Annotated in this window: 17 protein-coding genes; 14 read left to right on the top strand and 3 right to left on the bottom strand. The window is 71.9% G+C overall.

Annotated elements, in window-relative coordinates; translation table 11 throughout:
- Window positions 1-15: 15 nt before the first annotated feature.
- From ACWPQI_RS19080 to ACWPQI_RS19045, 8 genes are all read left to right on the top strand, one after another.
- A complete protein-coding gene (locus tag ACWPQI_RS19080) occupies window positions 16-930 on the top strand; it encodes a DUF5666 domain-containing protein (RefSeq protein WP_203011017.1) in 915 nt (304 codons plus the stop codon).
- Window positions 931-960: 30 nt separating this feature from the next.
- The gene (locus tag ACWPQI_RS19075) at window positions 961-1,620 is read left to right on the top strand and encodes a type III secretion system chaperone family protein (RefSeq protein WP_017680746.1); all 660 of its coding nucleotides are present in this window, start codon (window positions 961-963) and stop codon (window positions 1,618-1,620) included.
- 46 nt (window positions 1,621-1,666) lie between these two features.
- On the top strand, window positions 1,667-2,455 hold the full coding sequence (locus ACWPQI_RS19070; protein ID WP_010593231.1) for an SDR family NAD(P)-dependent oxidoreductase: 789 nt from the start codon (window positions 1,667-1,669) through the stop codon (window positions 2,453-2,455).
- A 107-nt stretch (window positions 2,456-2,562) separates the two neighbouring features.
- Window positions 2,563-3,171 carry a LemA family protein gene (locus tag ACWPQI_RS19065; protein WP_048772103.1) on the top strand — a complete coding sequence of 203 codons (609 nt, stop codon included), beginning with the start codon at window positions 2,563-2,565 and terminating at the stop codon, window positions 3,169-3,171.
- Window positions 3,172-3,248: 77 nt separating this feature from the next.
- Window positions 3,249-3,788, top strand: a complete 540-nt coding sequence (pyrE, locus tag ACWPQI_RS19060) for an orotate phosphoribosyltransferase (RefSeq protein WP_048772104.1) — start codon at window positions 3,249-3,251, stop codon at window positions 3,786-3,788.
- Between the two features lie 8 nt (window positions 3,789-3,796).
- Window positions 3,797-4,903, top strand: a complete 1,107-nt coding sequence (gene galT / locus ACWPQI_RS19055) for a galactose-1-phosphate uridylyltransferase (protein ID WP_017680743.1) — start codon at window positions 3,797-3,799, stop codon at window positions 4,901-4,903.
- Complete coding sequence (gene galK / locus ACWPQI_RS19050; protein ID WP_203011016.1) at window positions 4,900-6,036, top strand: galactokinase; 1,137 nt, start codon at window positions 4,900-4,902, stop codon at window positions 6,034-6,036. The genes galT and galK overlap by 4 nt, the downstream gene beginning before the upstream one ends.
- A 46-nt stretch (window positions 6,037-6,082) precedes the next feature.
- Window positions 6,083-6,826: a lysoplasmalogenase gene (locus ACWPQI_RS19045; protein ID WP_040270637.1), complete on the top strand. Its 744-nt coding sequence runs from the start codon at window positions 6,083-6,085 to the stop codon at window positions 6,824-6,826.
- Window positions 6,827-6,846: 20 nt separating this feature from the next.
- On the opposite strand, the gene ACWPQI_RS19040 is transcribed toward ACWPQI_RS19045, so the two are convergent.
- Window positions 6,847-7,293, bottom strand: coding sequence for a hypothetical protein (locus tag ACWPQI_RS19040; protein ID WP_017680740.1), 447 nt, complete (start codon window positions 7,291-7,293; stop codon window positions 6,847-6,849).
- 63 nt (window positions 7,294-7,356) lie between these two features.
- On the opposite strand from ACWPQI_RS19040, the gene ACWPQI_RS19035 reads away from it, so the two are divergent.
- From ACWPQI_RS19035 to ACWPQI_RS19015, 5 genes are all read left to right on the top strand, one after another.
- A complete protein-coding gene (locus ACWPQI_RS19035) occupies window positions 7,357-8,124 on the top strand; it encodes an SDR family oxidoreductase (protein ID WP_010593224.1) in 768 nt (255 codons plus the stop codon).
- 48 nt (window positions 8,125-8,172) lie between these two features.
- A complete protein-coding gene (locus tag ACWPQI_RS19030) occupies window positions 8,173-8,784 on the top strand; it encodes a hypothetical protein (RefSeq protein ID WP_082170362.1) in 612 nt (203 codons plus the stop codon).
- A 2-nt stretch (window positions 8,785-8,786) separates the two neighbouring features.
- Entirely contained in the window at window positions 8,787-9,452 is a 666-nt protein-coding gene (locus ACWPQI_RS19025; protein ID WP_017680738.1) for a TrmH family RNA methyltransferase, read from the top strand.
- Between the two features lie 76 nt (window positions 9,453-9,528).
- Complete coding sequence (locus ACWPQI_RS19020; protein ID WP_048772109.1) at window positions 9,529-10,689, top strand: glycoside hydrolase family 76 protein; 1,161 nt, start codon at window positions 9,529-9,531, stop codon at window positions 10,687-10,689.
- A 17-nt stretch (window positions 10,690-10,706) separates the two neighbouring features.
- Window positions 10,707-11,753: a GTP-binding protein gene (locus ACWPQI_RS19015; RefSeq protein WP_010593219.1), complete on the top strand. Its 1,047-nt coding sequence runs from the start codon at window positions 10,707-10,709 to the stop codon at window positions 11,751-11,753.
- Window positions 11,754-11,882: 129 nt separating this feature from the next.
- Here the strand turns inward: ACWPQI_RS19015 and ACWPQI_RS19010 are convergent, their stop codons facing one another.
- Both ACWPQI_RS19010 and ACWPQI_RS19005 read right to left on the bottom strand, forming a co-directional pair.
- Complete coding sequence (locus ACWPQI_RS19010) at window positions 11,883-12,548, bottom strand: DedA family protein (protein WP_010593218.1); 666 nt, start codon at window positions 12,546-12,548, stop codon at window positions 11,883-11,885.
- Window positions 12,549-12,571: 23 nt separating this feature from the next.
- Entirely contained in the window at window positions 12,572-13,387 is an 816-nt protein-coding gene (locus ACWPQI_RS19005) for a VTT domain-containing protein (protein ID WP_048772111.1), read from the bottom strand.
- A gap of 151 nt (window positions 13,388-13,538) precedes the next feature.
- On the opposite strand from ACWPQI_RS19005, the gene fbaA reads away from it, so the two are divergent.
- Entirely contained in the window at window positions 13,539-14,576 is a 1,038-nt protein-coding gene (gene fbaA / locus ACWPQI_RS19000; protein ID WP_003938365.1) for a class II fructose-bisphosphate aldolase, read from the top strand.
- Window positions 14,577-14,647: the final 71 nt, after the last annotated feature.

The raw sequence follows: 14,647 nt of genomic DNA, 5'->3' as shown, positions 1-14,647 counted from the left end.
TACCCTGGAGGGACCATGACTGACCCGCACGATCCGCGCACCCCCCAGGAGCGCGCCTACTCGCTCGACGAGGGGCGCGACGACGACACGGGCGCCGGCCCGGACGCCGACGACACCCGGGTACTGCACACCGCCGACCCGACCGAGGCGTACGGCCGGCCCGTCGACCCCACGTTGGTCTACCCGTCGTACGACCCGCGGTTCGATCCGACGGCGGCGCCCCCGAACCCGACCCAGGCGTTCGAGCAGCCCGGCCCCTACGGTCCGCAACCCCAGTACGCCCCGACCCAGCAGTACGCCCCCACGCAGCAGTACGCTCCCACTCAGCAGTACACAGGGGCGCAGCAGTCCCCCTACGGCCAGGAGTACGGGTCGGCGCCACCGACCCCCCCGCACACCGGTGAGTACCCGCCGCTCGACGCGCAGCCGCCCCGACGTCGCCGCTGGGGTCTGATCCTGCTCGCCGCGGCGGCATTGATCGTGCTGGCCGGCCTCGGCGGCTACCTGCTCAGCGGCGGCAGCGGCGACGATCCGCAGCAGCGCAGCGCCGCGGCCCCGACCACCACGACCACGGTGCCCCGGCCCGCGCCCACGACGCCCGCGCCCACCACCGATCCGGCCGCGCCCGGCCTGCCGTTCGAGCAGCTGCCCGGCGGGCTCGGCGACGTCATCGGCTCCGCCGGCACCGTCGTCGGCACGATCACCGCCAACGACGGCACGTCCCTCACGCTCAGCGGCATGGGCGGCTCGATCGTCACGGTGCGGCTCACCCCCGAGACGCAGATCATGTCGCTCGCGGGCTCCGATCCGTCGTCGCTGCGGGTCGGCGACTCGGTCGTCGCGCAGGGCTCGCCGCTGCGGAACGGGGAGATGATCGCCGACACGGTGGTCAGCGCGTCCCTGCCGTCCTTCGGCGGTCCGGGCAACTAGAACGCGATAGGCTGGCGCTCGATGACGGTGATGTGGTTCGGACTGGCGGCGATCGCACTCGCGGGTGCGTTGGCGTTGCTCTACGTCGACCGCACGCGGCGTGAGCAGTCCGGTCGCGTGCGTGAGATCTGGGCGCGCGCCCAGGGCTACAAGTACAGCGCCGCCGACGACTCCCTGCCCGGGCACTGGCACCGGGCGGCCCTCGCCAAGCAGGAGTATCTCGGCGCGGTGGACGTCGTCCACGGCATCCGCCGCGGCGAGGAATTCATCCTCTTCGACATCGAGGAGACCGCGACGATCGTCGCGGTGCGCCGCAAGGTCGGCTCCGACGTCGACATCGACCTGCGCCTGAAGTCGACGCCGCCGCCGAAGGACCCGGACATGAACCTGCTCGGCGCCATCGGGCCGCGCATCGTGTTCGCCACCGACCTCGAGATCGCCCGCCGCATCTGTGACCAGCGCATGGTCGCGTACACGGAGTCGATCCCCCCGCACGTGCAGATGCTGTGGAGCGAGGGCGAATGGACCCTCGGCTCGATCCCGGTGGGCAGCACCGGCCGCGAATGGGACGCGGCCATCGAGACCGTCGCCCGCCTCTCCGGAATCCTGCACGTGCTGCCGCCGATCGTGGAGCCGCAGGAACTCGACCGGGTCGCGCACGATCCCGGCCGGCCCTCCGCGCGGCGCTGAGCCCGCGTCACCCGACGCGGCCGGCGCGCTGCGCTAGCTTTACCCCATGACTTCCGCTGCCACCCGGCCCGTCGCCCTGGTCACCGGACCCACTTCGGGCATCGGCGCAGGCTTCGCGCGCGCGCTCGCCGGCAAGGGGTACGACCTCGTGCTCGTCGCTCGCCGTGAGGAGAGCCTGCGGTCCCTTGCCGACGAACTGGCTTCCCGTTTCGGCACCACCTCCGCGATCCTCGCCGCCGACCTGGCCACCGAGGACGGCCGCGCGGCCGTCGCCCGCCGCCTCGCCGAGGGCGTGGAGATGCTCGTCAACAATGCCGGCTTCGGCACGTCCGGCGAGTTCTGGACGGCCGACCCGGCCGTGCTGCAGGCTCAGCTCGACGTCAACGTCACCGCCGTGATGCAGCTGACCCGGGCCGCGCTGCCGCCGATGATCGCCGCCGGCAAAGGCAGCATCGTCAACGTCGCCAGCGTCGCCGGTCTGCTCTCCGGGCGGGGGTCGACGTACTCGGCCAGCAAGGCCTACGTCGTCTCGTTCACCGAGGGACTGTCCGGCGGCCTCGCCGGCACCGGGGTGAAGGTGCAGGCACTGTGCCCCGGCTTCGTGCACACCGAGTTCCACGAGCGGGCCGGGATCGAGATGAGCTCGATTCCGGAACTGATGTGGCTCGACGTGGACACCGTGGTGCGCACCTCCCTCGCCGACCTCGAGGCGGGCAAGGTGATCAGCATCCCCGGCCTGCAGTACAAGGTGCTCACGACGGTGGGCCGGCTCGTCCCGAAGAACCTGGTGCGCCGGGCGACCAACCTGGTCGGCCGGGGCCGGGACCGGACGTAGGCCGCACCGGATAACGGTCCGGACACGGCGCCACGACACGGCGCGTCGCGCTCCGGGTGTCGCCTCGGCTGCGCGGTAGATTCCGCCCTGTGACGTCTGTGGCCCTTGTGATTGTCGTTGCGGTCGTGGTGATCGTGTTGCTGTGGACGCGTGCCGCCGTCCGCCGCCTCCGGGTGCTGAAGATGCGCCACCGCGACAGCCTGCGCTTGCTGACCAACGAACTCGACGACCGCTACGATCAGGTACCCGCACTCATCGCGGCGTCCGCCGGTGCGGGTGTGGATCGCAGCCGGCTCAGCCCCGTCGTCGGGGCGCGATCCCTGGCGATCGCCATGCGCGACCAGCGGCTGCCGCTGGGGGAGCGGGCCGCGGCCGAGAACACCCTGTCGGCGGCCCTGCACGAGCTGATCGGCGTCCTCGACGGCGTCAACCACTGGCCGTTCATCCGTGTCGCCCGCGAGTTGCGGACACGCGAGCAGCGCATCGCCGGGGCCGCCCGCGTCCACAACGATCTCGGCCGCACCATCAACACGGCCGCCACCACCTTCCCGACCTCGGTGTTCGCGCGCATCGCCGCGGTCGGACCCGTCCCGCTGTTCGAGGTCGTCGCCCCGCTCGCCCCCGCCGCCGTCGTCCCGCCGGTGCCGGTCGCGCCGGAGCCGGCCGCCCCCTCCGCAGACGCGCCGACCGGCGGATCGGACACCGTCGCCGCCTGACCGCCGGCCCCCGGCTAGGCTCGTCGTCGCCGGCGCCCACGGGCGCGGCGTGGAACGAGTAACGGTAAGGGGTTGCGATGACCGATCGCGAGGAGTTGGCTGCGCTGGTTCGAGAACTGGCGGTGGTGCACGGCAAGGTGACCTTGTCGTCCGGCAAGGAGGCCGACTACTACGTGGATCTTCGCCGCGCCACCCTGCACCACCGGGCCGGGCCCCTGATCGGCAAGCTCATCCGGGAACTGGTCGCCGACTGGGACTTCGACGCCGTCGGCGGACTCACCATGGGTGCCGACCCGGTCGCGCTCGCGGTCATGCACGCACCGGGCCGTCCGATCGACGCGTTCGTCGTCCGCAAGGCCGCCAAGGCGCACGGCATGCAGCGGCAGATCGAGGGCCCCGACGTGCTCGGCAAGCGGGTCCTGGTGGTCGAGGACACGACCACGACGGGCAACTCTCCGCTCACCGCCGTCAAGGCCCTGCGCGACGCCGGCGCGACCGTCGTGGGCGTCGCCACCGTCGTCGACCGGGCCACCGGCGCCGGCGAGGTGATCGCCGCGGAGGGCGTGGAGTACCGCTACCTGCTGGGCCTGCAGGACCTGGGACTGCAGGACGCCTAGGAGTCCGGGTGCGACGGACCGCGGCCCGCCTCGCGGACGGCCGGGAGCTGTTCTACTTCGACGACACCGAGCCGTACGCCGGAGGCGGAGCAGTGCGGGAACGGCACGACACCCGGCGGCTGCCGCCGGCCGGGGCGGTCTCCGAACTGCGCTTCGACCCGCTGACGGGGGAGTGGGTGGTCTCCGCGTCGCACCGCATGGACCGCACCTTCCTGCCGGACCCCGCCGACTGCCCGCTGTGCCCCACCCGGCCGGGCCGGGCCGCCACCGAGATCCCCGCCGACGACTACGACGTGGTGGTGTTCGAGAACCGTTTCCCGGCCCTCGGATCCGGTGGCGCCGACGCCGGTCCGGTGGACGGCGACCCGCTGTGGCCGCGACGGCCCGCGACGGGACGCTGTGAGGTGGTCGCGTTCACCGCCGACCACGACGCCCGCTTCGCCGACCTGAGCGTCGAACGGGTCCGCACGGTGTTCGACGCACTGGCCGACCGCACCGCCGAGCACTCGGCCGCCCCCGACGTGCGGCAGGTGTTCTGCTTCGAGAACCGCGGCGCGGAAATCGGTGTGACACTGCAACATCCGCACGGTCAGATCTACGCCTACCCGTTCCTGCCGCCACGCTCGCAGGTGCTGCTGCAGCGCGCCCGCGCGCACCACGCGGCGACGGGCCGGCTGCTGCAACGCGACGTGCTCGACGCGGAACGCCGGGCGGGCACCCGCGTCGTGTGGGCCGGACGACGGTGGACCGCCTATGTACCGGCGGCGGCGCGCTGGCCCGTCGAGGTGCACCTCGCCCCGCATCGCGACGTGCCGGACCTCGTCGCCCTCGACGACGCCGAGCGCGACGAACTGGCGGTGCTCTACCGGGAGTTGCTCCGTCGCGTCGACCTGTTCTTCGACGGCGTGGAGCGCGTCCCGTACATCGCGGCCTGGCACCAGGCGCCGGTCGGCGACGAGCGACCGTACGGTCGTCTGTTCTGCCAGATCTTCTCGCTGCGACGCGCTGCCGACAAGCTCAAGTACCTGGCCGGATCGGAGTCCGCGATGGGCGTATGGATCAGCGACACCTCCCCCGAACGCATCGCGGTGCGGCTGCGGGAACTCGCCGGATGAGCGTGGCCGCGGCCGCCGCAGCCGGGTTCGCCGAGGCGTTCGGGGGGGCCCCGGAGGGGGTGTGGTGCGCGCCGGGCCGGGTCAACCTGATCGGTGAGCACGTCGACTACGCGGGCGGGCTGTGCCTGCCGCTGGCGCTGCCGCAGGTCACGGCCGCCGCGGTCCGGCGACGCGACGACGGCGCGGTCCGGCTGGTGAGCGAGGGCTTCGCCGGTGTGTCCTTTGGGCGGCTGGGGCAGCCCAAAGGACACACCGGCGGCTGGGCCGCCTACGTCGTCGGGGTGATCGGCGCGCTCGACCCGCCGGGATTCGCGGGCGCCGACATCGCGATCGCCTCCGACGTGCCGGTCGGCGCGGGCCTGTCGAGTTCGGCCGCGCTCGAGGCGGCCGTGGCTCTCGCCCTGGCCGAGCTGTCCGGGCTGCCGGTCGACGATCCGGGCCGGGCCGTCCTCGCCGCCGCCTGCACGCGGGCCGAGAACGACTACGTCGGCGCCCCCACCGGCGGGATGGATCAGCAGATCGCGCTGCGCGGCCGCGCCGGGCACGCCCTCCTGCTGGACTGTGCGACGGGCGAGGTCGAGCACCTCCCGATCGACCTCGAATCGCACGGCCTGGCACTGCTCGTCGTCGACACCGACGCCCCGCACCGCCTCGTCGACGGGCAGTACGGGCAGCGGCGGCGCGACGTCGAGGAGGCCACGCGCCGGCTCGGGAGCCTGCGCGACGTCGGCACCGTCGCCGCGCTCGGCGCGCTGACCGACCCGGTGCTGCGGCGCCGGGCCGGGCACGTCGTCACGGAGATCGCCCGGGTCCGCGCCGCCGTCGCGGCCCTGCGCGACGACGCCCCGCGACGGCTCGGACCGCTGCTCGACGCCGCCCATCGGTCGCTGCGCGACGACTTCGAGGTCAGCTCCGTCGAACTCGACACCGCCGTCGACGCCGCGCGCGCCGCCGGTGCGCTGGGTGCGCGGATGGTGGGTGGCGGATTCGGCGGCTCGGCGATCGCATTGTGCCGGGCGACGGACGTCGACGCGGTGGCGGAGGCCGTCACGGTGGCCGCCCGCGAGCGGGACCTGCCGCGCCCGAAGTTCCTGCGGGCGACGGCGTCGGCGGGCGCCCGCCGCTGCGCCTGAGGAAAGCCGGCCGGGTGACGCCGCGCGGATCGGTACGCTGCCGGGCATGGGATGGTTCAGCCGGGACAGGTGGAACGCCGAGCACGCGGTGTTCGCCGCGGCCGCGACGGCGACGGTCGTGGGCGGCGTGCTCGGGAACGAGCGGCTGCAGCGGGTCGCCAAGCCGCTGATCGGGCCGTCGCTGGCGGTCCGGGTGCTGCGGCACGCCCCGCACACCGACCGGTCGGACACCGCCCTGCTGCTGCTCGCCTTGACCGGCGCGACCGTCGGCGACGTGTTCATGATCGACCCGGACGACGACGCGCGGCTGCTGCGCGGTGCGTCCTCGTTCGCCGTGATGCAGGTCTGCTACTCGGCGCTGCTGGCCCGTCGCGGGGCCCGTCCGACCCGGTCGGCGGCGGTGCCGCGGGCCGTCGCGGCGCTCGGAGCCGCCGGCCTGCTCGGCGTGAAGGCGCCCCGGGTGGCGGCCCCGTTGACGGGCTACGGTGCGCTGCTCGGGACCACCGCGACACTCGCCGCGGACCCGTCGCTCGCCCCCGGCGCCCGCCGGCTGGCCGACCTGCCGATCCCGGGCCGGGACCGGCGCAGCTGGCTGGGGCTCGGCGGCCTGGTGTTCACGCTCTCCGACGGCACCATCGTCGCGCGGCGGGTGCTGTTGCGCTCGGAGGGGGCGCGCGCCGCGGCGGAGGGGTTCGTGCTCGCGACCTACGCGCTGGCCCAGCTGCTCCTCGTCGAAGGCAAGCTCGCGCTCGGGCGGGAGGGCGCCGTCGCGCCCCGGCTGTCCGCGTAGGCGACGGACACACCGGTCGCCTACGGGCAGAGGACGATGCGGTCCCGGTCGCGCGGGTCGACGCGGATGCCCACGACCCGGCCCGGCTCGAACCGGTCGAGATCCTCGCGGGCGACCTCGTAGAGCACCCGTCCGTGGTACGGCTCGGAACCCGGCACCGTCAGATCGAGATCCAGCTCGGTGAGCTCGCCGTTGTCCACGGTGTGCCCGAGGTGCCGAGCCGAGGTGATGGTCGCCCAGCCCTCGAGGCCGCGGCGGGCGAGACGGCGGTCGGCGCGCGACGGCCGCCCGGCGAGGATCATGGCGATGCCCAGCGCCGAGCCGTACGCGGCCAGCAGGAACATGATCTGGTAGGGGACGGTGCCCTCGGGAGAGCTGCCGACGAACAGCCCCAGCCACAGGGCCAGGACGACGAGATATCCGGCGGTGACGAACGCGACGGCACGAACGACTCGAACGTGGCTCATTGCTCCTCTGATGCCAGGATAGTCCGTGACCTGCGCCACGTTCGGCGTCGCTACGCTGCACTCATGAATTCGCCCACTGCCTTCGTCACCGGTGCCGCCGCGGGGATCGGCCGCGCCACCGCCCTGCTCCTCGCCCGCCGTGGCTACCGGGTCGCCGCCGTCGACGTCGATGCCGCGGGCCTCGAGGCGCTCGCCGCGGAGCAACCCGGCATCGTCACCGCGGTCCTCGACGTCACCGACGCGGCGGGCTGGGAACGCACACTGAAGGCGTTCTGCGCCGACGGCACGCTGGACCTGCTCGTCAACAACGCGGGTGTCCTGGCCTCGGGTCCGTTCGAGACGACCCCGCTCGCGCGGCACCGGCAGATGGTCGACGTCAACGTCGCCGGGACGATCACCGGCTGCCACAGCGCGTTCGAGTACCTGCGCCGCACGCCCGGCGCCCAGGTGGTCAACCTGTGCTCGGCGTCGGCGCTGTACGGGCAGCCGGAGCTCGCCACCTACAGCGCCACCAAGTTCGCCGTGCGCGGGCTGACCGAGGCCCTCGATCTGGAATGGGCTCCGCACGACATCCGGGTGGTCGCGATGTGGCCGCTGTTCGTCGAGACGGCGATGACCCGGGACATGAACATCGGTGCGTCGCGGCGGCTGGGGATCCGGCTCGACGCCGACGATGTCGCGCGGGCGCTGTACGACCTGACCCGTCCGGGCCGGCGGGCGGCCGGTGTCCACCACACCGTGGGCTGGCAGGCGAAGGCGTTCGCCGCCTTCGCCCAGGTCACGCCCGCCCGGCTCAATCGCCTGGTCAACCGGTGGGTGACCGGCAGCTGACGCGGTCTCGCTAGAGTGGCGGACGGATCAGCGACGGAAGGGAGTCGGGTGAACGTGCGTCGGATGTCGTCGATCGGTGCGGCCGTGGTGGCGGTGCTGGCACTGGCCGGGTGCGGAGGTTCGTCGGAGGGGGTGGAGCAGCCGGCTGCCGCGTCGTCGTCGAGCGCGGCCGTCACGACCACCACCACGGTGGCACCCGCCCCGACGACCACCGAGCCCACCTCGACCACCCCGGTCCCCGAGAGCGCCCCGGCAGGGCCCGAGAGCGCTGCGGCGGCGCCGGCCGACGTGCAGTACGAGCGCAACGAGTCGTACTACTTCACCAGCCCCGACGGCGGGTTCCGGTGCGGGATCGTCAAACTCCCCTCCCGCACCGAGGCGGGCTGCGAGGGCGTCACGGATCCGGTGCCGCCTCGGCCCGAGAACTGCATGGTCAACTGGGGCAACGGTATTCGCGTGCAGGACGCGGGGCCCGCGGAGTTCATGTGTTCGGGTGGGTCGGTCTACACCTCCGGCGGCGACGACCCGGTCCTGCCGAGCGGATCGACGTTGAGCAAGCTCGGCTACACGTGCGAGACCACCGCCGCCGACGTCTCCTGCGTCAACGACGCCACCGGGCACGGCTTCACGATCGCTGCCGCCTCGAACACGACGTTCTGACCGTGCATCTCGACGACGTTGCCGGTCCCACCGAGTGGGGCGAGCACCCGCACGGGTACGGTCCGTGGGTCGAGGAGTACGGCACCGAGCCCCCGCGGGATCCGCGCTACGACCCGGAGCTGCTCGCCCACGGTGACCGGCGCAACGTCGTCGACGCGTACCGCTACTGGACGCGCGAGGCGATCGTCGCCGACATCGACACCCGCCGCCATCCGCTGCACGTGGCGATCGAGAATTTCGGGCACGACGCGAACATCGGCACCGTGGTGCGCACGGCGAACGCGTTCGCGGCGGCCGCCGTGCACATCGTCGGCCGCCGGCGCTGGAACCGTCGCGGCGCGATGGTGACCGACCGGTACCAGCATCTCGTGCACCATCCGGACGTCGACTCCCTTCTGGACTGGGCGGCCGGACAGGGACTGACGATCGTCGCGGTGGACAACACCCCCGGATCGGTGCCACTCGAGACCGCACGGCTGCCCCGCGCGTGCCTGCTGCTGTTCGGCCAGGAGGGCCCCGGTGTGACGGCGCGGGCGCGGGAGGTCGCCGCGACGACCGTGTCCATCGCCCAGTTCGGCTCGACCCGCAGCATCAACGCCGGCGTCGCCGCCGGGATCGCGATGCACGCCTGGATCCGGCAGCACGCCGACCTCGACCGCGCCTGGTGAGGAAACGTTCGACGAGGTGCGGCCGATAGGGGAAAGCTGGTAGCGGTAGCGACGGTGAGACGAGGTTGGCGACGACATGTCGGATTTGTGGGCCGAGCGGGCGGATCTCGCGGAGGCTGCAGTCACGTCGCGGCACGTGCGGCGGTTGTGGGCGTTGCCCGGCACCGCGATCGGAGTCGTCGGATGGCCGGCGGTGCGCCGCGAACGACTCTTCCTCACCTGGCACTACTGGTGGCAGGCGCACCTGATCGATCTCGCGGTCGACGCCGCCGAGCGGGAGGCGACGCCGCGGCGCCGGCGCCGGGTGGTGCGGCTGACGCGCTCGCACCGGATTCGCAACCTTCTCGGCTGGACCAACAACTACTTCGACGACATGGCCTGGCTCGGCCTCGCTCTCGAGCGCGCGCAGCGGCACCTCTACGTCGACCGCCGCGACGCCATCGCCGTCCTCGAGCGCGAACTGTTCGAGGCGTGGGCCCCCGAGCGGGGCGGGGGCATCCCCTGGCGGCGCCGCGACGACTTCTACAACACCCCGGCCAACGGCCCGGCGGGGCTGCTGCTCGCCCGCACCGGCAAGCTGCTGCGGGCCCAGGAGATGGCGGACTGGATCCACGAGACGCTGCGTGATCCGGAGACCGGCCTGATCTTCGACGGGATCCGCGGTGGCCGGGTCGAGCGCGCGGTCTACACGTACTGCCAGGGCGTCGTGCTCGGGCTGGAGACCGAGCTGGCGGTGCGGATGGGCGAGCCGCGGCACCGGGAGCGGGTGCACGCCCTCGTCGAGGCCGTGGACACCCAGTTGGCGGACCGTGGGGTGATCACCGGCGGGGGCGGTGGGGACGGGGGACTGTTCAACGGCATCCTCGTCCGGTATCTGGCGATGGTCGCGACGACGCTGCCGGTGGTCGACGTGGAGGACGAACGCGCGCGCCGGCTCGCCGCGCGGATCGTGCTCGCGTCCGCGCAGGCCGCGTGGGCGAACCGCCTGCAGATCGAGGGGCTGCCGTTGTTCGGGCGGGACTGGTCCGTGCAGGCCCGGCTGCCCGGCACGGCACCCGGGATCGCGCGTTTCTCCGGCGGCACGGTGCGCAGCTCGGGCGTGGCGGAGCGGGACCTGTCGGTGCAGCTGAGCGGGTGGATGCTGATGGAATCGGCGTACGCCGTCGCCACCGAGCGGGCGCCGGGACCGAGTTCTGCGCGACCCGACGGCACCCATTTTGAAAACGGTTATCGATAACGGTTATCGTCGACGGCATGACCGCCGCGACCCCACTGCCCGTCACCGTGCTCTCCGGCTTCCTCGGCGCGGGCAAGACCACGCTGCTCAACCACATCCTCGCCAACCGCGACGGTGCCCGCGTCGCGGTCGTCGTCAACGACATGAGCGAGATCAACATCGACGCCGCGCTCGTCGACGGCAGCCTCGACCGCACCACCGAGAAGCTCGTCGAGCTCACCAACGGCTGCATCTGCTGCACGCTCCGCGAGGACCTGATCGAGACGGTCGCGCGGCTCGCCCGGGAGAACCGGTTCGACCACCTCGTGATCGAGTCGACCGGCATCTCCGAGCCGATGCCCGTCGCCGCGACGTTCGACTGGGAGTTCGACGACGGCTTCCGCCTCGGGCAGCTCGCGCGCCTCGACACGATGGTCACCGTCGTCGACGCCACCACGTTCCTCGCCGAGCTCGCGCGCGGCGACCGACTCGACGAGCGCGATCTCGAGGCCGGCGAGGGCGACGAGCGCAGCATCTCCGACCTGCTCGTCGACCAGGTCGAATTCGCCGACGTGCTGCTGCTCAACAAGACGGACCTGGTGAGCGACGCCGTCGCCGGGGCCGTCGAGGCCACCCTGCGCCGGCTCAACCCGACGGCGCGGCTCCTGCGCACCGTCCACGGCGCCGTCCCGATCGGCGAGGTCGTCGGCACCGGACGCTACGACCCGGAGGCGGCGGCACTCGCCCCGGGCTGGGCCGAGGAACTCGCCGGCGGCCACACCCCGGAGACCGAGGAGTACGGCATCCGCAGCGTCGTCTACCGCGCCGATCGCCCCTTCGACCGCGCCCGGCTCGAGGCGGCCGTGGAGAATCTGCACGGGGTGCTGCGCAGCAAGGGCTTCTGCTGGTTCGCCGACGACCCGGACACCGCGGCGGTCTGGTCGCAGGCCGGCCCCGATCTGGTGCTCGAACCGGCCCAGCCGTGGTCCCGGACCGGCGAGACGCCGGGGCAGGAAATCGTCTTCATCGGCGTGCGCCTGGATCCGGACACTCCGCGCCGCATCCTGGACCCCGCCCTCGTCTGAACGCGCATCCCCACCCCTCCCGGACATCGACAGCGGGCTCAGTCGATGGCCTCAGTCGATGGCCTCAGGCGATGGCCTCAGGCGATGGCCGCGGGCGTGCAGGCCGTGTCGACCGGGGCAGCCGGCCGCTCAGTCGGGGTCGACGTCCGCGATCTCCACGTCCACTGCCGGCCGCGCCATCTCGATCCGGTACTGCCGAACGCCGAGCACCGTGCCCACGACGAGGACGGCGGCCATCACGGCGAGGACCGTCGGCAGCAGCCACGAGACCCGCTCGAGGTACTCGCCGAAGTAGAACCCGACGAGCAGCAGCACCGGTGCCCACAGGATCGCGCCGATCGTGGACGCGATCGTGTAGCGGGTGTGGTTCATCCGCGCGGCCCCGGCCACCAGCGGAGACAGCGTCCGCACCCACGGAATCCAGCGGGCGATCAGCACCGCCCAGAACCCGTACCGGTCGAGGAGGACATTGACCTTCCGCAGGTTGGCCGCGTTGAGGTATCGGCCGTTGCGGCGGGCGATGAGGTGGTGACCACGCCGGTGGCCGATCACGTATCCCACCTGGTTCCCGGCGATCGCGGCCACCATCGCCCCGACCGACAGGGCCCACACCTGCGCCGCACCGGAATGGTGGGCGGCCAGCACGACGCCGGCGGTCAGCAGCATGGAGTCCCCGGGCAGGAACAGGCCGAGGATGATGGCGCATTCCACGAACACGAACGTCACGACGACGAGCCACACCAGGGCGGGCCCGGCGGTTTCGAGCGGACCGAAGGTCTCCGCGGCGAGAATCATGGAGGACGCGTTCGCGCGCGTGCTCAGGGCGTGGTGTCGCGACGCGTCGTCGGCACCGGCACCGTGTCGGCAGTGGCGTCGGCCTCGTCGGCAGTGGCGTCGGCCTCGTCGGCAGTGGCGTCGGCCTCGACGACGGCGGCGGCCCTGCGCTTGGCGATCAGGTGCTTGCCGACCTCGAGGATGATCGGGACGACGGAGGCGAACACGATCAGCAGGAAGATGATGTCGATGTTGTCGCGGATGATGGTGATCTGACCGAGCAGGTAGCCCAGCAGCGTCACGCCGGCGCCCCACAGGATGCCGCCCACGATGTTGTAGGTGAGGAACACCGGGTACTTCATGCGGGACGCGCCCGCGACCACCGGCGCGAAGGTGCGCACGATGGGCACGAACCGGGCGAGGACGATCGTGATCGGACCGTGCCGCTGGAAGAAGTCCTCGGACTGGTCGATGTAGCCCTTGTTGAAGATCTTCGAGTCGTAGCTCTTGAACAGGCGCGTACCGCCCTTGGCACCGATCCAGTAGCCCACCTGGTCGCCCAGAATCGCCGCGATCGGGATCGTCACCATCAGCACCCACAGCGGTGCGAACGGCGGGATCTCCTCGGACTTCGAGGCGGCGATCAGACCGGCGGTGAAGAGCAGCGAGTCGCCCGGCAGCAACGGGAACAGCAGACCCGACTCGATGAACACCACGAGCAGCAGGCCGATGAGCACCCAGGTGCCGAAGGAGTTGAGCAGATTCACCGGGTCCAGGAATCCCGGCAGTAACGCCAGATTCGTCACGGTCTCCGGGACGACGGTCACGGACTCCAGTCCTCCGAGCACACTCACGGCCACCAGAGTACCGGTGGGAGGCCGGTGACCCGAATCATGGCGGGCACCCGACTGTGTCCCCGCGCCGACAGTTGACATACTGCAGGGACAACCCTGGAGCCCTCCCGCACCCCCGGGAAGGCACCCATCGACTCTCATCTGGAGGACAGCCGCCGTGCCAATCGCGACTCCCGAGGTCTATGCCGAGATGATCGCCCGCGCCAAGGACCACTCCTTCGCGTTCCCGGCCATCAACTGCACCTCGTCCGAAACCATCAACGCCGCGATCAAGGGCTTCGCGGACGCCGGCAGCGACGGCATCATCCAGTTCTCGACGGGTGGCGCCGAGTTCGGCTCCGGCCTCGGTGTCAAGGACATGGTGACCGGCGCCGTCGCGCTCGCCGAATTCGCACACGTCATCGCCGCGAAGTACGACGTCACCATCGCGCTGCACACCGACCACTGCCCGAAGGACAAGCTGGACGGGTTCGTGCGCCCGCTGCTCGCCATCTCACAGGAGCGGGTGAAGAACGGCGAGAACCCGCTGTTCCAGTCGCACATGTGGGACGGGTCGGCCATCCCGATCGACGAGAACCTGCAGATCGCCCAGGAACTGCTCGCGCTGTCCAAGGACGCGAACATCATCCTCGAGGTCGAGATCGGCGTCGTCGGCGGTGAAGAGGACGGCGTGGAGAACGCCATCAACGAGAAGCTGTACACCTCGATCGAGGACTTCGAGAAGACGGTCGACGCGCTCGGCGCCGGCGAGAAGGGCAAGTACCTGCTCGCCGCGACGTTCGGCAACGTCCACGGCGTCTACAAGCCGGGCAACGTCAAGCTCAAGCCGTCCGTGCTGGCCGACGGCCAGGCCGCCGCGTCGAAGAAGCTGGGCCTGGCGGCCGGCTCGAAGCCGTTCGACCTGGTCTTCCACGGCGGTTCCGGCTCGCTGAAGTCCGAGATCGACGAGGCGCTCAGCTACGGCGTGGTGAAGATGAACGTCGACACCGACACCCAGTACGCGTTCACCCGTCCGATCGCCGGGCACATGTTCGCCAACTACGACGGTGTGCTGAAGATCGACGGCGAGGTCGGCAACAAGAAGACCTACGATCCGCGCAGCTACCTGAAGAAGGCCGAGGCGTCGATGACCGCTCGGGTCGTCGAGGCCTGCAACGACCTCAAGTCCGCGGGCCGCTCGGTGTCCGCCGGCTGATCGATCCCGCGCAGTCGTCCGACGCGAGCGGTGACGCGGGCCCGGCCCGCGGCACCGCTCGCGTCGTTTCG

The sequence above is a fragment of the Rhodococcus sp. LMD genome (assembly GCF_056108245.1).
This window is presented reverse-complemented; position numbering and strand designations above follow the sequence as displayed.